Origin of the sequence: Legionella sp. D16C41, assembly GCF_048541585.1 — a bacterium.
Classification (GTDB): Bacteria; Pseudomonadota; Gammaproteobacteria; order Legionellales; family Legionellaceae; genus Legionella_C.
The window spans coordinates 2,160,895-2,179,238 of sequence record NZ_CP183303.1; the positions used below are offsets into that span (position 1 = coordinate 2,160,895).

Here is an 18,344-nt window from a genome sequence, read left to right on the forward strand (position 1 = left end):
AAAGATTATGGGTTCGAAAGCACATATTTACTACGGATTAGATAGTCAAAATGATTTAGTTATCATTTGTTATCATGAGCCAATTACAGCTAGAGTAAAATCTAAAAGCTACTCATCCCGCCTTGAAATAGATAATTTCGTATATAAAGTAATAAATATCGATAACGACCCTGAAGAAAATATTGAACTAGACAGTATTGAACGAGAAAAGCTTGAACAAAAAAAGATTGAAAAGGCTATCACTGAGGAACTTTTAAACATTAAAGAGGCTCTTAAAGATAAAGTAATTTCTAGAATAATTTTAGCGGCAGATGTGAACTTATGCGCTTCTAAAAAAGGTACAGTAACATCTTTTTTAATCAATGATACTTTAAGTACCAAGGTGTTTGGTGATGTGCCTATAGTTCGTATTTTAGAGTCCACTTTGAGTGAAGTAGTAGCTGCAGCTTTTAATTTATATGAAGGCACTACTAAGAAAATAGCAACTGTATTTAAAACAAAAAGTCGTGGCTTTGATGAAGAATTCTTAAGTATAGTTGGCGAACCAAGCCCAGATTTACTTAGGGCATTAAAAATAAATCCTGACCAATCGGTATATGAGAAAAATTTTATCTCAGAAAATTGTCAAATAGAAGGAGTTTTTTCAAAAGAAGAGGCCTTAACAACGCTTGATTCTGATATGCCTTGTGAACAAGTTAAAAAAGAACATTCTATTTTTTTAAAAGACAAATTAAGAGTTGCTTTCGACATGGGTAAAGAAACTTCAGAGAAACAAAATCTCAGAAAATTAAGTAAAAAAGATCTGGCACATACCTCGATGGCTGTAAGTGATGCTACAGGTCAAATAAGCTCTAAATCAGATACCACTTGTACTGTTCAAGAAATAAATACTAATTGGCTTGGGCTTGATGAACAAATAGCTCAATTAAATATTGACGACGAGATAGATAGTGGGAGCGAGGTTTCTAGGAATTTTCAAGGTAAAGAAGAGACCTCAGAAAAACGAAATTCTAGAAAATTAAGTAAAGAACTTCTGACAAATAGCTCGATTCCTGTAAGTGATAGTACAAGACATAAAGGCTCTGAATTAGATGCCATTTGCACTGTTCTAAAAATAGATACTAATTGGCTTGATAAACAAATAGCTCGATTAAATATTAAAGACGACGAGATAGATAGTGGGAATGGAGTGTCTAGGAGTCTTCCCAGTTCCTAATTCAGCTAATAAATTCTTTAAATCTTTTCTATTTATAATGTGCTGTGATTAAAATTTACCTTTGTACTGGACAAAAAACGAAAAGAGTTAAAAAACGCTCTGTTCTAGGCCTAAGTCTCGTAGCTTGTTTACGGCGTAAGTAATTTAACTGGCATCCCCCCGGCTCCTGCAAATAAGTCGCAAGACATAGGTAAGAGGTGAAAAGCACTGTTTTTTATCCGAATTAAAAAAATTTGCACTTATTGAGCACTATTTAATCATAAATTCATAATTGTTTTCTATAATAAAGTAGAACTTTTAAATTTATTATACTTTAATGATTAATCCTGACCTTATAAATTTTAAACAGCCTAATTTTCTACCAGAAGATATCGATAAATTAGTAGCATTTTTTTCCTCTTTAACGGAGCCTACAAATTCATTCTGGCGAGCAAACGAGGAATATAATTACGGCGAAAAAGAAAACTTATCAATGAAATTTCGTTTTCAAGTTATTCTTAGAGAGAACAATGAGAAAGGTATTCGCCGTTATGATATTTTTGGTAGCGATGGCATTCCTATCACAAATTCTGACATAACAGTATATCCAATGTTAGGTAGTCTCATCTTTAATCAGAATGGTAGGATACACTATATTCCTAACTTCCATGATGAGGTCATTATGGAAACTTCTACGAATAGTTCTCTAGAAGAGGACTTTCAAGAACTACGCCAACAGCATGGTTATTATTCGCAATTAACTTTTGCTGTTAGTGAACCTATTGTTGATAGTGAAAACAATAGAAAATACGCTGTAGTACGCCAAATTCAAGGAGAAAAATTCTTAAACATTATAAATGATACTAGGAATAGCCAAAGACCATTGACCTTAGATGAGCATATCCAAATTACATTAGAGTTACTAGCTGCCTTAAAAAAAATTGATTTTAAAAAATTTCCACTTAAAGATTTTAAATGGAAGGATGTTTTAGTTGAGCCACATCAACCTATTAAAGTTGATATTAGCTATGCTCTACCCACAAAAGCTAAAATTAAAAAACAAGATAGAGAAGAACAAGAGGCTATTTTTTTAAAAGAATTAGGTGAGTTTCTCTACATACTTTGGAGTGACCATGGCAACTTAGATTCTTTTAACGCTGCGGATTTAAAATCATTTGATTACTTACCCATAGAGGCTAGAAAGCTAATCTCTTCTTCATTAGAAAATATGTTAAACGGTAAGGCTACTGTTGCAAGTTTAGAAGAAGCAACTAAAGCATTTAAAAAGGTACAAGCTCAAACCGTTATTACTAGTGAAAAAATTCATAATAAGAACTGTTATAGCTATTTAAGAGAATTACTAGATAATCTACCAAGTTTTTTATTAGTACAAGAGGAGTTTGCGCCACTAAAGAAAGAGTTAGAAATTATAAAAAACCATCTAACCTATCAAAATAATCACGCATATGCCAAAGTGTATACTCAATTAATTGCTTTTTTAGATAATAATATTGAGATTATTTATAAACGGCTCAATAAAGATATTAAATATCAAAAGGAAAAAATTCTTGATTATCAATCATTATTTCACCACCATGAATATTTTAATCAATCTAATAAAGTTTCATTAGATACTTTAAGGCAAAAAAAACAAGAGTTGGATAATTTCATTGATATTATTTATAATAATGATAGTCGGCTTCTTGAACAAACATTTGAAGCTATTAAACATATTCCACTTAATTATCGGCCAAGTAAATCTGATAAAAGCATCCAACATACTATTGCTAAAACCATTGCCGATCAAGGTCCAAGAATTAATAAAGATATTTCCTCTCCAGCCGATAATGAGGCCAGGCTAAAGCGTCTTACAGCTGTTGCAAGTAGGACATTCACCCCTCAATATTATACGAATATTCCTAGCATAAGATCTTATGCTTATTTACGCCAACAAGAACATCCAGTTGTTACGGAAATTCGTATAGGTACGCAAGCGCAACGATATGAAGGAAAAGAGCGCGTAAGCCCCTTATTTGAACGTTGGTTAAAAATACAAGCGCGTAAGCATTGCATTGATGGTGAAAAAAAGATTACTCATATTTACTTTAATAATTTAGCGAGAGATAGAGGCACTTTTGATTTTGAAGGTCAAAGAGAAGTTGCTCTTACTAAAAAACTTGAAGATTTAGAGTCAAGGCATCCAAATATTGCAGTCATTACCTTACCCGCTGACAAAGGACTTATGGATCAAAAATCCCATCTTAAAACAAAAAAAGAATTTACCTATGACCAGGTATACTCTACTTTTCTTAATATCGCTAAACGGGAGCCTGAGCCTGGCTTTAAAAAAGAAATTAGTGATTTTTATATTAGTGAAGATATTAGAGAGCTAATCTTTCCACCTAATGACCAGAAAAGTAGTATAGAGGTTGAAGAAGAAAAATTACAAAAACTATTAACAAAAAGCTTTGAAGCCATGGGTATTACGCCTAATATGACATTAAGCCAGGCAGAGCGCCAAGCAGTATGGTTTCATTTTATTAAGTTTGAATTAACTAATTATATTATTGATAACCTTAAGCCTGTTAGTATTAATTTTTCTTGTAAAGATGCAATTGATAGAGGCGGTGTATCCTCAGCCTACTTTAACTTACTTAAATCTATTGAGTCTGGTCATCCTTTAAGTCGTGAAGAATTTGAACAAGCACTTCATGCTGCCTCAACCTCGGTAAAAGGACGAGGGATGAATCATCATTTAAATGTTATCTGGAATGTAATAAATGCTTACGTTACAACAGACTATCAAACGATAAAGAACAACCCTGAACTAGAATGGCTCATTCAATGGCGAGATTTTAATTGCCCGCATAGTAGAGTCACCAAACTCTTGCAGCAACGAATTATAGAAATATCTGCTGATCTAATAGAAAACAAAGCAAAAGCTCAAAGAGACGGCCACAGTAAGCTAATTCCTAAAATTGACCAAGCTTTAAAAATAATTGATACCATTAAATATCAGAGTGAGAAAAAAGTAAGTGGTAAACGTCTACTTCTAGAAGCAGCCTCTTTAACTCCGACTATTACAATGAAGCCCAACAGTCAAAACCTAGTACAATATGATAAATTAGCTGATGAATTAAGGATAACTCGTCCTAAACTTCAAGTTATTGCTGGCATGATGAAATCCTTAATTGGCGTAATGTTGTTTATTCCTAGCTTTATCATTGAAAAGACCTCTTCGGTAATTAAAGTTCCTATTAAGGTAAATGAGCTGACTAAGAATTGGATAACTAAAGGTTTTGCAACGGCAAAAGCCGGTTATTATGCAGATAAACGGAAAACACAAGTTAAAACAATGAAAGATCAAGTTTCTCTAGCAACACAGCTAGGTATGAAAGAATTTGATAGTAAGCTTCGTTTAATAAATAAAGAAAATAAAGAAGATAACGAAAGGGAATCACTGGCCGATGAATACCATAGGAGTTAGATTGGCTTGAATAAAATATTAAAATAGACTAGAAAAATGGCCACAACCTTAGTTTTAACCAGCGTTGCAAATCAATTTAATTTCAGCTAATGTTGCATAATTTAGCCATAAGATAACCCATGGACTCCTATATAAAGGATTTAATTTTTTCTTTACATGAAAATCAACCTCTTATGGTGCAGCAATTGCATCAATTTTGTGAAATTAATTCTGGTAGTGATAACCTAGCTGGCCTACAACAAATACAACAAGTATTAGCTAATGCTTTTCAACCTTTAGCAGATGAGATAGAAACAATAGAGCTGCCGGCTGTTAATACAGTAACCATGGATGGCAATATTGCTACGCTTACCTGTGGTAATGCTTTATTCATTCGCAAAAGGCCAAATCTTAAAAGGCGTATACTTTTAGCAGGTCACATGGATACCGTCTTTCCTAGCCACCATCCTTTTCAAAAACTAGCCTGGATTAATGAAAATACCATTAATGGACCCGGGGTTGCTGACATGAAAGGTGGATTAATTGTCATGCTGCATGCACTTTTAGCCTTTGAACAAACTGAATATGCTAACTTAATTGGCTGGGATGTACTTATTAATGCGGATGAGGAAATTGGCTCTCCTGCTTCTGGTTCCTTGTTTAATGAATTAGCCCCCAATTACCAAGCCGGCCTGCTTTATGAACCTGCTATGGATAGTCAAGGAACCCTAGCTAAAAACCGTAAAGGAAGCGGAAAATTTACCTTAGTTGCTACGGGTAAAGCTTCCCATGCTGGCCGCGCTTTTTATGAGGGAAGAAATGCAATTTGTTATTTGGCAGAAGCTATTTTAGCCATACATGCCTTAAATGGTAAGCGAGAAGGTGTTACCATTAATGTTGGTAAAGTAGCTGGTGGCACAGCGCTAAATATTGTTCCAGATAATGCTGTCGTTAAACTCGATGTACGCATAGATAATCCGGCAGATGAAGCTTGGGTTATAAGTGAACTTAACCAAATTATGCAAAATTTAAAGCGTGCTGATTATAGCCTCGAGCTTCATGGGAAATTTGGTCGGCCTGTTAAGCGCATATCACAAGGGACTAATCAACTATATCAACGTGTGAAGTTAATAGGGCAAACACTTGGCCTTAATATAGATTGGCGAGACAGCGGTGGTTGCTGTGATGGTAATAACTTAGCAGCCCAAGGCTTGCCTGTTTTAGATACCTTAGGTGTACGTGGCGGCAATATACATAGTCAAGATGAATTTATAAAAATTGATAGTTTAGTTGAACGTGCAAGTTTAAGTACTCTTATTTTAATGGATTTAGCTCAAAAAGGACTTGAGGAGCTTAAATTATGATGTTATTTCGCCGTTCTCAGATAACTGATGTTGATGCTATTTATGAGCTGGCCCTTCAAAGCGGGTTTGGCTTAACTACACTACCTAAAAATAAAGAGTTATTACATCGTCGCATCACATTATCTTGTAGCTCTTTTGCTAAAGAAATCATGCGCCCCCAAAATGAGTATTATTTATTTGTTTTAGAAGATCCAAGCAATAAACAATTGGTAGGCACAGCTGCTATTGAAGCATTTACCGGCTTTGAAACACCTTTTTATTCTTATAAAGTGTCTTTACGAACCCGCATTTGTCATTCTTTAAATATTCGCAGTGACTATGAAGTTTTAAGTTTAGTTAATGATAATCAAAGACGCAGTGAATTATGCACCCTTTTTCTAGAACCTTCCTATCGCGTTAGGGGTAATGGATTACTACTTTCTAAAGCACGATTTTTATTTATGGCGCAATACCCAAAACGTTTTGCGCCTACACTAATTGCTGAGATGCGCGGCATTTGTGATGAAGAAGGAAATTCACCCTTTTGGAATAACGTTGGTCGCCATTTTTTTCATATGTCTTTTGCTGAAGCTGATGAGTTAACTATTTTAACCAATAAACAGTTTATCGCCGATCTAATGCCACGTAACCCTATTTACGTTAAATTATTAGCAGAGGAAGCTCAAGAAGCTATTGGGCAGCCACATGCCTCTACACGTCCTGCACTGAAAATCCTATTTAATGAAGGCTTTCGCTATAATAATTATATTGATATTTTTGATGCAGGTCCTACTATTGAAGCACCATCACATGACATTAATACAATTGCTGCTAGTCGAATTTTAACTATTAAAAGCCTTAGTGATGAAGTCACTGGCCCACGTTTTATTATGTCTAATACTATAATGGATTTCAGAGCGACAATCAGTCATTCTATTTTTAATAACGAAACTAGAAAATGTATTATTAGTAAAAATACAGCAGAGTTACTTAAAGTAAAAAAAAATGACACTATCCGCTTAGCACCGTTACAATTTGAGCGCCTTGATCCTTTTGCTAAAAATTTTAACAATCATACTAAAAACCCATTAAACAACAAAGCAAAACCCTGGCAGGAGAGCTCTCAATGACAATTTTTGTAAATAAGGATCAACTTGGCCAACATTATCTAAACGGTACTTGGTTACCAGGCCAAGGAGAAAGCTTCACATCGCTTAACCCAATAGATGGTAAAGTTGTATGGCAAGGTAGGAAGGGAACAAAAGAAGAAGTAAATGAAGGAATTTATGTAGCTCGCCAGGCACTAAGTAGGTGGGCATTCTTAGATTTAAATAGTCGCATTGCTTATCTTCAAGCATTCGCAGAACAAGTAAAACAAAACCGACAAGAATTAACTCATCTCATTGCTTTAGAAACAGGTAAACCCTTATGGGAGTCAACGACAGAAGTTAATTCAGTTATTGCTAAAGTTAGCCTCTCGATTCAAGCTTATAAAGAAAGAACTGCTGGTAAATGCGACCAAACCACAGAAGCAACTGCATGTCTACGTTACAAACCGCATGGCGTTGTAGCTGTTTTTGGTGCATTTAATTTTCCAGCCCACTTAAGCAATGGCCATATTATCCCAGCACTTCTAGCAGGCAATACTATTGTTTATAAGCCGAGTGAATTAGCACCTGGAGTTGCACAATTTATTATGCAATGTTGGCATAAAGCTAATATTCCTGCTGGCGTTATCAATTGTGTGCAAGGCGATGCAAGTACGGGACATGCTTTATTACAAGCTGATATTCAGGGGGTTTATTTCACCGGTAGTTATGCTACAGGTAAAATCATACACCGTCAGTTTAGTGAACGGCCCGAAGTTATTTTAGCGCTAGAAATGGGTGGTAATAATCCTTTAGTGGTTGATGAAGTAAGTGATGTTGATGCAGCTATTTATCAAACTATTTTATCCACAGTGATTACGGCCGGCCAACGCTGTAGCTGTGCCAGGCGCGTTATGATCAAAGATAACGCTTATGGTGATAATTTTCTCAATAAACTGATGACTAGTTTTAAGAAGCTCAAAATAGGTAGCTTTACCGAAAACCCAGAACCTTTTATGGGACCTGTTATCAGCTCTAAATACGCCTACAATCATTTAAAGGCTCAGGATAATTTAATTAATTTGGGTGGAAAACCTTTATTAAAAATGACTTTGTTAATAGAGAATTCAGGTTTATTGTCACCTGCTTTGATTGATATGACAGCCGTAGATAATCCGCCTGATGAAGAGATTTTTGCACCTTTAGTGCAGATTTATCGCTACCAACACTTTGATGAAGCGTTAGCATTAGCCAACCAGACTCGTTATGGTTTAGTGGCAGGCTTACTTAGTGATAGTCAAGAGCGTTATGAATTATTTTATAAAACTGTTCGTGCAGGTTTAATTAATTGGAATCGTCAAACTACTGGTGCTAGTAGTAGTTTACCCTTTGGTGGTGTTGGTTTAAGTGGCAATCATCGGCCTAGTGCTTATTTTGCAGCCGATTACTGCGCCTATCCTATTGCAAGTTTAGAGCAAGCACATCTAACAAAGCCCACACAATTATTACCCGGTATAACGTTAGGATAAGAAATGGCTGATGTATTTGAATTAAATATAGACGGTTTAGTTGGCCCAAATCATAACTATGCTGGACTTGCTGCAGGAAACGTTGCATCCATTACTAATGCATTAAGTATTGCCAACCCGCAAGCTGCCGCTTTACAAGGGTTAAAAAAAATCCAACTATTACATAATTTAGGGGTTAAACAAGCTATATTTCCACCACAAGCACGGCCTAATTTTTCTTTGTTACAGGAATTGGGTTTTACAGGCACACCGCAACAGCAAATTAATAAAGCTTTTCAAACAGCACCAGAGCTATTAAGCGCCTGCTACTCAGCCTCGAGTATGTGGGCTGCTAATGCTGCGACCGTTTCTGCAAGTCAAGATTGCGCTGATAAGCGGGTTCATTTTACTGCAGCTAATTTAATTAGTAATTTACACAGACATCAGGAAGCTACTTTTTCACAACAATTACTAAAAAGATTATTTGCTGATGAACGTTACTTTTTCCATCATCAAATTTTACCACGCTGTACTACTACTAGTGATGAAGGCGCTGCTAATCATAATCGCCTATGTAAGACGCATAGCCATCCTGGTGTTAATCTTTTTGTTTATGGTAAAAAAGCAATGCAAGCCGCTGATATTGCTTATCAACCACGCCGTTATCCGGCAAGACAAACATTAGAAGCCTCACAAGCTATTGCTCGCTCTCATCAATTAAATCCTAAACAAGTTATTTTTGCTCGCCAACATCCAGATGTTATTGATCAGGGCGTCTTCCACAATGATGTTATTGCTGTTGCTAATGAAAATGTATTATTAATTCATGAGCGAGCCTTTTTAAATCAGCAAGAAACGCTTGACGAATTGCAATTAAAAGCTAATTTTCCTGTTCAAGTGATTGAAGTCAAAGAAGACAAGCTAAGTGTTAATGACGCCGTTTCAACTTACTTATTTAATTCTCAATTGATTTCTTTACCTAATAATTCTATGGCGCTTATTGCCCCTTTAGAATGTGAAATTAATACTTCAGCACGCGCTTTTATTGAAGAGTTAATTGCCGATAATGCCAATCCTATTAATCAAGTTTATTTTCTTGATTTAAAACAAAGTATGCGCAATGGCGGCGGCCCTGCTTGCCTTCGCTTACGGGTACCACTCAATACACTTGAGCTTAACGCTATGCATCAAGGAATATTATTTAGCGAAACATTATTTAAAGAATTAGAAACTTGGATATACCGTCATTATCGCACTGAGCTCCATAGTAATGATTTAGGTGACTTTAGTTTAGTTAATGAAATTTATACAGCATTAGATGAATTAACGAAGCTACTTCAGTTAGGCTCCATTTATCCTTTTCAACAAGAGAAAACTAGCTAATGCTTTGGAAGAGTCTAGCGGGACGTTGTATTTATCGCTCAGATAATATTAGAGTCTATGATAATTATTTTTTTCGCTGGCTTAAATTTAATAGTAATGCCTTTCAAAGTTTAATTAGTAAATTCTCACCGCATAAACCCGCATTAAATTACGTTAAGGCGTTAACTTTTGTTGCGCGAAATATTCCTGGCAATTGCTGTATGCTTGGTTTAGGAGGAGCTGGCGTTGCCCATGTCTTAGCGCCTTTTTTAAAATCCTATACCCTAACTGCGGTTGAGATGAGCCCTGAAGTAATTGAGGTAGCTCAACATTATTTTATGCTCAATCAACTAGCTAATTTAACAGTTATTCAAGATGAAGCTAATCATTTTATTACCACTTGCCAGCAAACATTTTCTCATTTAATTATTGATATTGCTGACGCAAATGATTTTCCCACTTCTTGTAAAAATCAAGCTTTTTTTGCCAACTGTGAACGTATACTTACACCCACGGGCATAGTAGCAGTTAATATTGCTAATGCTTATGAATATCCAATTATTTTTACTAAGTTAAAACAGCAATTTGGTAGTAACATCATTACCTTGCCCGTTAAAGGCTGTGTTAATCTAATTTTTATTGCTACTAGAAAAAACAATTTTAATACTTTACTAAACTGCTTTAAAAGCAGTAAAGAAATTAAAAATTTAATATGGGATAAACAGTGGGGTTACATGGCTGATTTAGATTATACTAACTTTTTTTCCAAGTAAAAATTACTCATGTCAACAGCAATTATTTGGTTTAGACAAGACTTACGCTGCCAAGATAATCCAGCACTTACTGCAGCTTGTAATGCTCATGATACGGTTATTCCTCTCTATATCGCTGAAAAAAACTTATCATCTTTAATTGGTAGCGCACAAAAATGGTGGTTACATCACAGTTTATTAAACTTACAAAAAAATCTTAACTGTCATGGCCTAAACTTATACCTTGTCAGCGGCTCACCACTTGCAAAGCTTCGTGAAATTATTTCTCAATATCAAGTTGATACTATCTATTGGAATCACCGCTATCAACCTGAAGCGCTTAAAGAAGACAAAGAGATAAAAGCAGCACTGGCTAAGGATAATATTGCTGTTAAAAGTTTTAATGGTAATTTACTTTTTGAGCCTTGGGAGACTAAAAATCAACAAGGAAATTATTTTAAAGTATTTCCGCCTTTCTGGCGGCAGTATTTAACCAAATTAGATACATTACCTACTACACCAGCTATTAAAAAATGGCCTTCTTGCCCTCAAGTTAGCTCAGAAAATTTAGATAGTTGGCAGCTTATTCCAACAAAACCAAATTGGGCGAGCAAATTTAAAACATTTTGGCAGCCTGGTGAGGATGGTGCTTGGCAGAGATTATTTTATTTCCTAGAAAATAATTTAAATCATTATCAAACTACTAGAGACTATCCTGCAGAACAAGCTAATTCTATGTTGTCTCCTCATCTTCACTTTGGTGAAATTAGCCCTCAACAAATTTGGCAAATAATTCATTCAGCCCGTAATAATAAATATCATGCGAGCTCTAGTGAAAAATTTTTAACGGAAATTGCCTGGCGAGATTTCTGTTATCATCAACTTTATTATTTACCACAACTAGCTACTGAAAATATTAAACCACAATTTAATCAATTTAAATGGCGCCACGCCCAAGAAGATTTTAAGCGATGGTCGCAGGGATTAACAGGATTTCCAATGGTTGATGCAGGTATGCGTCAATTATGGCAAACAGGCTTTATGCACAACCGGGTAAGAATGATATCGGCTTCCTTCTTAGTTAAAAATTTACTTATTGATTGGCGCATTGGGGCAGATTGGTTTCTAGAGACGTTACTAGATGCTGATCTAGCACTTAATTCTTTCAACTGGCAATGGACTGCAGGAAGTAATTTTGAGGCCTGCCCTCCTTTTCGAATTTTTAATCCGGTGGCCCAAGGCGAAAAATTTGATCCAGAAGGTGATTATATTAAAGAATGGCTACCTGAATTGGCTAAATTACCTAAAAAATGGCTACATAAACCTTGGCTAGGCCATAATTTACCTATCAAACTTGGTAAAGACTATCCTTATCCTATGGTTGATTTACAGGTAACACGCGAACAAGCGCTTGCTGAATATAGAGCAATTAAATAATTCAGCTATTATTATCTATTACTTCATCAATAATTATTCGATTAAACTCCTTAAGTTTAACAACCTACCGATTTTTCCATATTTTCTTATTTAAATGCTAATATTTTATTTATATAGCCAATAAATTATCTTTTTTTGGAAATTTATATGCAGTTTTTTAAGTCCCAAGACAACTCTTTTGACTCTGATAAATTACCTATTGATGAATTACCTAATGAAATACTATGGCAAATCTTTTCTCATGCTAGTCTCTCGGATGCATTAGATTTATCACAAGTTAACTGGCGTTTATATATTGCAGTCATTAATGCTAATAAGTTTTGGCAGGATATGTATAAGCATTACTTTACTAATATTCCGCCCACCGCCATTTCACTTAATAAATCGCCTTATAAATTGTTTATGGATACTGCTAAAGAAGATTTTGAACAGCCTAAAGTTAGACGTTTAATTTTTCTAATCTATTCTCAAGATTGCGACAAATTAAATAAATTTTTAAAAGAAAATAGCAAAAATATTAGAAGTTTTCTCGATACTAAAGGTAAACTTACTCAAAAGACACCGCTTGAGTATGCTCAAGCCAGTGGTAACCAGAAAATATTAGATGCATTCTATCAAACTATACAAGAAGAATATTGGCAGAGTGCAGAAGAAGTGGTTAATCTTAAATTTATTAGTCGTATTATAGCTTTAAATTTTATTTCTATTGCCAAGCCGCAACAATTTCAAGAAAGAAAAGTGGTTAAAGATTGTGTTGATTATCTTCGACAAGAAAATAATTCTACTTTACAAACATTACCAATAGAACCATCCAAGCTTGCTATAGCTGCTCATCATGATATTTATAAAAACGATAGTGAACTTAAAAAAGCTGCACTTGATTGTATTGAATTAAATATGGATATAGCAGCTATTAAAGGAATTACGCAAACTATTGCACGCAATTCAATGAATGTTATTAATGAAATTAACAAGATTGGCTCTTTTCTTCCGCTCGCAAATTCCTCTGATTATTTTCACTATGAAGGCCTTTTATTCATTATAAATTTATTTTATGGACATATAATGCCATCTAACATGGTTTCTGAATATCAAGCACTTACTACTTTAGTAAAAATAGCTAAGTATGCTGCTTTTACAGCAAGAATAGATGAGCAAGGCAGAACTATATTTTATTGGGCTATTGCCTGTCGGCAGGAACCACAAATTATTGATACATTATTGAAAATGGGAAGCCAGGTACATGAACGATATATGGATTTAGGCTACCACCCACTACATATTGCAGCACAACATGGTTATCAAGAAGTTATTGAAGTGCTCTTGCAAAATAATGCAAGTTCAATTGCTTTTAATACTCAAGATTCCCTTTTTACTGATTATTTTACAGAAGATAACTTAGATGCTTATTTATTAAAGGTTATAAAAATTGCCTTTGAGGGCAATAAAATAATAGAGGCACTAAATATTGAGGCTATTGACACTTCCACTACTGATCCTAGAGCTGCTCATTCAAGTCACGCTCAAAGGGCAGAACAAGATTTTGAAACTGAAGAATTCTTAACTCCTGTACACTTAGCTGCTAAAAATGGACATTCAGCTAGTGTAAAATATTTTGTTGAAAATGATCCTGCCTGCGCTACTACCTATGATAGTAATGGTATGGCAATTATAGACATAGCTATTAGTCATGGTCAAAAAGAGGTCGTTAAAGTGTTACTGGAGCTTAGCCAAAAATTTTTTCAAAGAGGAATTGAAGGTACACTACTAGTTATTGCCTCTTCTAAACAACAACCAGAAATACTAACTTATCTTATAGAATACTTATTTGATCTGCAAAATAAATTAAAAAATAATCTTCCTATAGATGCCAATGATGATCAGCTTGAAGAGGAACTTAGAAAAGCTGGTTATGTTAATGTTGAGAGTATGGATGAAGTTTTGATAAATTATTTACAGTGGGTTGATGATACTAACAATTTTTCTCACTTAGCACTTTTTTTAAGAAAAATTTATGAATATGACCCTAATTATTTAGACATGCTAGCTAATGACCCAGATTTAAGTATAAACATAAGAAATTTAATTCAAAAATCACGTGCTCCTTTTACTAAAGAGAAATTATTTTTATTAGTAGAAAAAGGTGATATAGAAGGATTAAAAAATACCTTTCTATCTTTAGATAGGCTAGATGAGAAAGATATAGATGGCCAATCACTCCTTAAATTAGCTCTGCAAGCAAAAAATCAGCAAATTTTAAATTATATCTACCAACTAGCATTAGTTTTTTATACAGAAAATAATGAAATTAATACTATAAAAAGAGACAGCGAAAATAGAACTATTTTATATTGGGCAATCGTTTGTGGCCAAAGTGAAACAGTTATCAATGCTTTGCTAAATCAAGATAGTAAAGTTGATGAAATATATAGCAACAATCAAGGGCCGCTTCACATAGCCGCTCAGCAAGGCAGCCATGAAATCCTAGCTTTTTTAATTGCAAAAGAAGCAAATGTTAAAGTAATAGATGCATTTGGCTGCATGCCAATTCATTATGCTATTGAGAATAATGATTTAGAAGCTGTAAAACAATTTATAAAACATGACTCATCTTTACTGACCTATAAAAGTAATCAAACCCATCCGCTTCTTCATTGCGCTGCACGTTATGATAAAAAAGGTGATATTTTAAAATTATTAATTGACAACCCATTAATTAATTTAAAAGCAACAGATGCTTTTGGCATGCAATCAATTCACATAGCCACTAAAGAAGATAACTTTAAAGCTGTAAAAATATTACTTAGACAGAACTCTGAGCTCTTAGAGGTCCAAGATACAGAGGGTAGAACTCCTTTGGTGATTGCTATCGAAGAAAATCATACATCACTGGCAAAATTCCTTATAGAGTCAGGAGCTAATTTAGATGTTACCTTTAATGGTAAATACCTTGCAGAAATTGCTGAGTCTCAGGGCAATATGGAAATTATTGAGTTAATTGCCGCCAATAAAGATACTACCAAAAGAGCTAAGTTTCCCTAGAAACTAATATTTAACTCATTTTAATTAACAATCAGGTAAAAATTGTTCTTGCTAGCAATAATTATAAGGTTAGAGTAATAGTAATAAAAATTATCGAAAACATTAACTTAGTCTTCACTCTATTATTTAAAATTAATAAAACTAATCATTTTGTATATTTTTTATATAAAGTGCTAAAATTTTATTTATAGCTCAAAATAAATCATATGGTTTTTTATGTTCTTCTTTAAACAGCCAAATTATAATAATCCTCCTCCCAATGTCATACCAGATGAAATATTATGGGAAGTATTTTCTTATCTTCAGCCAGCTGACATTCTAGCTTTAGCGCGAACTCAAAAATCTTTTTATCACTCTGTCATCTATGCTACTGAATTTTGGCAAAACCTTTATGAGCACCATTTTCCAACTGAGCCTATTACCTCGCCAGAAAATAAAACGTGGTTTGAAGTTTTTATGGAAACTTATATAAAAGATTATCCAGATCCTGAGGTAAGGCGATTAGTTTTTTTAATACGAAGTAATGACTTAGTAAATTTAAGCAAATTTCTAAGAAATAAGCATTTTACTATAGATTCCTTTGATGTAAGAGGCGATATCACAGGAAAAACAGGACTTGAGTGGGCTCAAGAAAGTGGTAATCAAGCATTATTAGATTGCCTTTATGATACAGTTAACCAACGTTATAGAGAGAAGTCTAATAACGTTTGTACTAATAATTTAATTAGCCAGGCTATAGCCACAGAATTTACAAGTATTGATAAATATCCTTCTCAATTCACTGAGGGTTCGTATCAGAAAGCTACTATTAAAGCTAGTGTTATAAATTACTTACACCACAATGCACCTGCGTTACAGGAAAAGTCAGTTAAGAGTGAAGATATTGCTATTGCGCCTCACCACAACATTACTAAAGATCCCAAAGAAATTGAGCGTGATACCCGCATCTGTATCGAAACAAATATACTAGTTGCAGTAGCTAAGACAATTGCGCTATATATCGCAGAACATAAAGATGAAATTCTTAACGCAATAAATTTTATTAATAACAAATATCTTCATAACAGCGATTTTGATTATAGAAAAGCTAGCGATATTTACAAAATTATCAATTTTATTCAGCAACAAATGGAAAAGGGTTTAATGGAGCCTGAGTATCAAACGCTTATTAATTTAGTAATGGTTGCTCAGAATGCCGCCTATTCTGCCAATTCAGATACACAAGGAAGAACTATTTTGTATTGGGCGATTGCATTACAGCAAAAATCAGCAATCATTGAAAAATTATTACAAAGTGGCAGCCAAGTAGGTGAGCGTTATATAGAGCTGGGTTATCGTCCTCTACATATTGCTGCAAGTGTGGGTAATTTAGAAGCTACTCAAACATTGTTAGCAGGAGAGGCTAGTCCCAATGTACTTAATACAGGTGACTCAATCTTTGTTGATTATGAAAAGGCTGGCGACTTTAAGAATTACTTGCCCATATGTGTAGATATGGCTTTTGATGATTATGAGGAAAATCTAGATTTATATGATGATATAACTTTAGCTGACTTCCCCTGTACGCCACCTATCCATTTAGCCTGTAAGCAGGGGCATGCTAGTACTGTCGTTTATCTGATTCAACAAGATATTCAAAATGCTACTGAGCGCAATAATGACAACGATGAACCAATAGATGTAGCTATAAATAATGGCAGAATAGAGGTTATTGACTCCTTACTTAAGCTTAGTCCAAAATTCTTTAATAGGGATAATGATAACTCTTCTCTTATTCTTGCGGCACATAAACAACAAGCAGATCTATTTTCATATTTTATAAATTATCTTTTACTACAACGTTATAATAGAATAAATAAAATACCATCAACTACAGAAATAAATACTGAGCTTGAAGAGGAACTTGCCCACAGGGGTTATATTGGTATTAGGAGTGTAGATGCCCTACTAAAAGACTTTTTAATATGGGCTAATTCTGAATTATTAAATCCAAACAAATTTAAAAATATTTCTAACTTTATAGAACTTTTTGCAAGAAATATTTATGCAAAAGATCCAGACTACTTAGCCGTGCTTACCACTAATTTAACGTTAAGTCCAACAACAAGAAATATCATTGAAAAATCATCTGCAAAAGTTAAGCCTGAGCAATTACCTTCTTTAATTAATGCAGGGGATTTAGAGAGTGTAAAATTCGTAGTTACCTCATTAGATAGACTTGTTGACAAAGATAAGCAAGGCCAGACACTTGTAGATTTAGCAAATCAAGGAGAAAAAAAACAACTAATCTTAGATTATTTTTATCAACTTGCTTTTCAATTTTATTGTGACGATAGTGTTATTAATACTCACAAAAGAGAGCATCAACGAAGAATATTATATTGGGCCATTGCCTGTCAGCAAAAAGAAGAGGTAATTCAAGGATTATTAAACAAGGGCAGTAAAGTTACAGAAAGGTATTTAGATAGCCAGCAACCTTTGCATATAGCTGCTCAATATGGTAATCATACGATTATACCTCTTTTAATTGAAAATGGCGCCGATACTAAAGCAATAGACAACCTAGGCCAAACACCCATTCATCTAGCTATACAGCACGGTCACTTAGATACTGTTCGATTATTTATAGAATGTGATCCTTCGCTTCTTACACACAAATATGATAAAGCAAATTCTCTGCTTCATTATGCTGCTCGTTATGATAACAAAGGTAATATTTTAGATTTTCTTATTAACACTAAAAAAACAGATCTAAAAGCCTACGATTTCCTAGGTTTTCAGCCAATCCACATTGCAACAAAAGCAAATAATTTTGTAGCTATTGAAAAATTCTACAAACTTAATAATCAGCTTTTAGAAGAGCAAGACCGTGAGGGTAGAACACCTTTAGCCATTGCTATTGAAGAAAATCATACAGCGCTTGTAAAAGAACTCTTAAACTTAGGAGCTAATTTAAATATTACTATTAAAGGTAAAACGCCCAGGGAAGTTGCGGAACTTAATAGCAATGAAGATATTATTAAATTAATTGCAAGCCATGAAGAACCAAAAACAAAAAAAGCTAACGTCTATAGATAATCTAGGTCAAATGCCACTCATAAATTATTTCGATAATAGACCTCTTTCCAAACTGGCAGTAGTGAGACAAGGT

The 18,344-nt window shown here is 34.2% G+C and carries 10 protein-coding genes; all 10 read left to right on the forward strand.

Annotated features, from left to right (window positions below; genetic code table 11):
- Positions 1-7: 7 nt before the first annotated feature.
- The 10 genes from ACNVED_RS09435 to ACNVED_RS09480 all read left to right on the forward strand — a co-directional run bounded on the left by ACNVED_RS09435 (position 8) and on the right by ACNVED_RS09480 (position 18,271).
- The gene (locus ACNVED_RS09435; RefSeq protein ID WP_419418772.1) at positions 8-1,216 is read left to right on the forward strand and encodes a hypothetical protein; all 1,209 of its coding nucleotides are present in this window, start codon (positions 8-10) and stop codon (positions 1,214-1,216) included.
- A gap of 316 nt (positions 1,217-1,532) precedes the next feature.
- Complete coding sequence (locus ACNVED_RS09440; RefSeq protein WP_419418773.1) at positions 1,533-4,682, forward strand: hypothetical protein; 3,150 nt, start codon at positions 1,533-1,535, stop codon at positions 4,680-4,682.
- Between the two features lie 119 nt (positions 4,683-4,801).
- Entirely contained in the window at positions 4,802-6,025 is a 1,224-nt protein-coding gene (locus tag ACNVED_RS09445; protein WP_419418774.1) for a hydrolase, read from the forward strand.
- The gene (locus ACNVED_RS09450) at positions 6,022-7,134 is read left to right on the forward strand and encodes an arginine N-succinyltransferase (RefSeq protein ID WP_419418775.1); all 1,113 of its coding nucleotides are present in this window, start codon (positions 6,022-6,024) and stop codon (positions 7,132-7,134) included. The genes ACNVED_RS09445 and ACNVED_RS09450 overlap by 4 nt, the downstream gene beginning before the upstream one ends.
- Positions 7,131-8,621, forward strand: a complete 1,491-nt coding sequence (astD, locus tag ACNVED_RS09455) for a succinylglutamate-semialdehyde dehydrogenase (RefSeq protein ID WP_419418776.1) — start codon at positions 7,131-7,133, stop codon at positions 8,619-8,621. The genes ACNVED_RS09450 and astD overlap by 4 nt, the downstream gene beginning before the upstream one ends.
- 3 nt (positions 8,622-8,624) lie before the next feature.
- Entirely contained in the window at positions 8,625-9,983 is a 1,359-nt protein-coding gene (gene astB, locus ACNVED_RS09460) for an N-succinylarginine dihydrolase (RefSeq protein WP_419418777.1), read from the forward strand.
- The gene (locus ACNVED_RS09465) at positions 9,983-10,735 is read left to right on the forward strand and encodes a spermidine synthase (RefSeq protein WP_419418778.1); all 753 of its coding nucleotides are present in this window, start codon (positions 9,983-9,985) and stop codon (positions 10,733-10,735) included. Before astB ends, ACNVED_RS09465 begins: the two co-directional genes overlap by 1 nt.
- Before the next feature lie 9 nt (positions 10,736-10,744).
- Positions 10,745-12,151, forward strand: coding sequence for a cryptochrome/photolyase family protein (locus ACNVED_RS09470; RefSeq protein WP_419418779.1), 1,407 nt, complete (start codon positions 10,745-10,747; stop codon positions 12,149-12,151).
- 147 nt (positions 12,152-12,298) lie between these two features.
- Positions 12,299-15,193: an ankyrin repeat domain-containing protein gene (locus ACNVED_RS09475; RefSeq protein ID WP_419418780.1), complete on the forward strand. Its 2,895-nt coding sequence runs from the start codon at positions 12,299-12,301 to the stop codon at positions 15,191-15,193.
- A 216-nt stretch (positions 15,194-15,409) separates the two neighbouring features.
- Positions 15,410-18,271, forward strand: coding sequence for an ankyrin repeat domain-containing protein (locus tag ACNVED_RS09480; protein ID WP_419418781.1), 2,862 nt, complete (start codon positions 15,410-15,412; stop codon positions 18,269-18,271).
- Positions 18,272-18,344 lie beyond the last annotated feature (73 nt).